Annotated in this window: 4 protein-coding genes and 1 pseudogene; 1 reads left to right on the forward strand and 4 read right to left on the reverse strand. The window is 64.8% G+C overall.

Annotated elements, in window-relative coordinates:
* The 4 genes from ACIQ6O_RS15870 to ACIQ6O_RS15885 form a co-directional block, all read right to left on the reverse strand.
* On the reverse strand, positions 1 to 982 hold a 982-nt coding region (locus ACIQ6O_RS15870; RefSeq protein WP_396208746.1), incomplete at its 3' end, for a serine hydrolase domain-containing protein.
* Between the two features lie 73 nt (positions 983 to 1,055).
* Entirely contained in the window at positions 1,056 to 1,271 is a 216-nt protein-coding gene (gene infA, locus ACIQ6O_RS15875; RefSeq protein ID WP_396208747.1) for a translation initiation factor IF-1, read from the reverse strand.
* An 18-nt stretch (positions 1,272 to 1,289) separates the two neighbouring features.
* Positions 1,290 to 1,844 carry a hypothetical protein gene (locus tag ACIQ6O_RS15880; RefSeq protein ID WP_396208748.1) on the reverse strand — a complete coding sequence of 185 codons (555 nt, stop codon included), beginning with the start codon at positions 1,842 to 1,844 and terminating at the stop codon, positions 1,290 to 1,292.
* A gap of 144 nt (positions 1,845 to 1,988) precedes the next feature.
* Positions 1,989 to 2,198, reverse strand: a complete 210-nt coding sequence (locus tag ACIQ6O_RS15885; protein WP_306521348.1) for a cold shock domain-containing protein — start codon at positions 2,196 to 2,198, stop codon at positions 1,989 to 1,991.
* A gap of 379 nt (positions 2,199 to 2,577) precedes the next feature.
* Here ACIQ6O_RS15885 and ACIQ6O_RS15890 point away from each other — a divergent pair.
* Positions 2,578 to 2,821 (forward strand): annotated as a pseudogene (locus ACIQ6O_RS15890) (hypothetical protein); the annotation flags it as partial.

Genomic DNA, 2,821 nt, shown 5'->3' on the forward strand with positions numbered 1-2,821 from the left:
TCTGCAGGAACCGCGCGTAGTCGTGCACGGTACCGGACAGCCCCGAGCCACCGGCGAAGTAGGTGACGGGCTTCGTGGACCAGTTGGGATCGAGTGCCGCCTCGCCCGCCTTCGGCACCGCCATCGCATACACCTTGTCGTCGCGCTCTTCGTGCAGTGACACGAGGCGTGACGCCTTGGCCGCGGGAATGGCGAAGTACGTGTCGGTCATACGCAGCGGGCCGAAGATGCGCGTGCGGAAGAACGCATCGAGCGACTGCCCCGACCACACTTCCACCAGGCGACCGAGCAGATCGATGCTCACGCTGTAGTTGAAGCGCTCCCCCGGTTCGAAGCGGAGCGGCAGCTTCGCCAGCGCGCGCATCCCCTCGGCGAGCGTGGCGCCGTTGCGCTCGCTGATCCCCGACGATACACCCGCCTTTGCGTAGATCGCCTTGAATTCGTCGCTGCCGATGCCGGGGTAGTCGAAGCCCGCCGTGTGCGTGAACAGCTGCCGCACCGTGATGCGCCGGTTCGTCGGCCGCGCCTCGTAGCTCGAATCGGCCGCGTTGAACTTCGTGAGCACGGTGAGACGGCGGAACTCCGGCAGATAACGATCGATGGGATCATCGAGCTGGAACTTGCCTTCCTGCCAGAGCATCATGGCCGCGACGGACGTGATCGCCTTCGTCTGCGACGCCATGCGGAAGATATCGGTACTGCGCAGCGGTGCCTTGCTTGACACGTCACGCGCGCCGTACGCCTTTTCGTAGGCGACGCGCCCGTTCTTGATGAGCAGCACCACCGCACCGGGGATGCGTTGCTCGGCGACGAGCGCATTGATGGACGAATCGAGGCGTGCGAGCCGCGGCCGATGAAACGCCGCGGCGACGCCGGGCGCCGGCTGGGCCGGCATGGAGTGGAGCGCCGGCGCAAACACGGCGAGCACCGCGCCCAGCGCGGGCGTGCTCCAACGGGACGGGAAGACGAAAGCGGAGGGCATGCGAGAATTACATGCGCCATCCGCTCCTGCGTCAATCCGATGTCGGTCGGCGAGGCCGACCGTGTCGCGATTTTTACTTGTGGCGGAACGTGATGCGGCCGCGATTCAGATCGTACGGCGACACTTCCACCGTCACGCGATCACCGGCCAGGATGCGGATGCGGAACTTGCGCATCTTGCCGGCCACCGTGGCCAGGATCTCGTGGCCGTTTTCGAGATTCACGCGGAACATCGTGCTGGGGAGGACATCCGTGACGGTGCCCTCGAATTCGATCATGTCTTGCTTCATGCGCCCTCCCGCGGGCGATCAGGACAGGGGAACTTCCGGCGGCATGTCGCGCAGGGCCGCGTCGAACGCGGTCTGCAGCTGCGCCACGCACCGCTCGGCCAGTTCAGGAGACGTGTAGCCGGTGGAGTCGATGCCGTTCGGATGCCAGTGCCAGCTGGTCTCCGTAGCGGCCGACACGACGAGCGATTCTTCCCACACGGAGACCGGCGGCGGCGGTACGCGGCGCGCACCGGTACGCTCGGGGACATGGTCACCACGCGGGGCGATGATGCCGTTCCAGATGATGGCCAGCAGCTGGCCTCCGGGGGGCACATCGTTGCCGGTACGGATGTGGGCGACCGTCAGGGCCACGGGCCCAAGCTGCACGATGCAGCGATCGGGGGACATCCGCAGGGTGGGCGCTTCGCAACCAGCCTCTGTTGCCGCGCGACGCGCGAGCGCTACCACCGAATCGGCAAACTTGCCGAATTCACGCGCGCCAACGGACTGCGCGCGGTGCGACGTGAGGAAGTTCGTGCGGTCGGGACCGAAACGGCTATCCGACGGTGCCACTGGTGCAGCGTGGTCGATCACGAAACCTCCGTTACTTGAGACGGCTTGGCGGACTTCCGAAGGGGCACTTCGGTCGCCCTGCGCAAAACGCATCAGCAACCGAGAGCGCAATACGAGCCCTCGTGGCTGCGCGTGACGCGCAACCACGAGGAGCAACCGTATCGCTTAGCGAACGCGCGTGACGTTCTCGGCGGCGGGGCCCTTCTGGCCCTGCACGATGTCGAATTCGACAGTCTCGCCTTCGGTGAGCGACTTGAAGCCCTGGCCCTGGATGGCCGAGTGGTGGACGAAGCAGTCCTTCTGGCCGTTGGCGGGCGTGATGAAGCCGAAGCCCTTGGCGTCGTTGAACCACTTTACGGTGCCGGTCGTGCGCATGCTGTGTACTCCTGATGATGGATCAATGCTGGATCTGTCGGAGCACTTCGCCCGAGGGCGCCCATGCAAAACGATACCGACTTCCACGTACTCGTGATCGCCCTCACGATGGGCGCCATGACAGTATGGCTACGGTGCAAATACAAACGGGCCCGCTCGCTTTGGCAGGCCCGTAAGATTCGGAACTTGTCCACGCGCCTGTATGAACTGCTGCGCGTGCATCGCTGAATTGAAAGGTACCCGGGTCTAACGCGCGAAGCAATGCGCAAGGGCGGATTCGCGTTCCATTTGGCAGGATTTATGCAGAAAGGCACGCGTAAGCAGGCAAATGGAGCAATCCGATGGCACTTTTGAACCAGTTCAGCGCGCCTTTTCCCTGTTGCCCACCCGTTTGCACGACACGATGGTCCACGTGGATCACGGGCAGTCGCCCGAGCACATCACCTTTGCCGCCCTCGCCGACCGGCACGACGCCATCCTGTTCGACGCGTACGGCGTGCTGGTGAACGCGGCTGGTGCGTTGCCGGGAGCCGCCGAGGCGGTGTCGCATCTCATCGCACGCGATCAGCCGTTTCTGGTGGTCACCAACGACGCGTCACGTTCACCGGAGCGCGCGTCGGCGC

The organism is Gemmatimonas sp., from assembly GCF_044345575.1.
Lineage (GTDB): Bacteria > Gemmatimonadota > Gemmatimonadetes > Gemmatimonadales > Gemmatimonadaceae > Gemmatimonas.

Excerpts from the sequence above, each read along its gene's own strand:
- ACIQ6O_RS15885 (WP_306521348.1), bottom strand. The coding sequence starts at position 2,198 with ATGCGCACGACCGGCACCGTAAAGTGGTTCAACGACGCCAAGGGCTTC.
- infA (WP_396208747.1), bottom strand. The coding sequence starts at position 1,271 with ATGAAGCAAGACATGATCGAATTCGAGGGCACCGTCACGGATGTCCTC.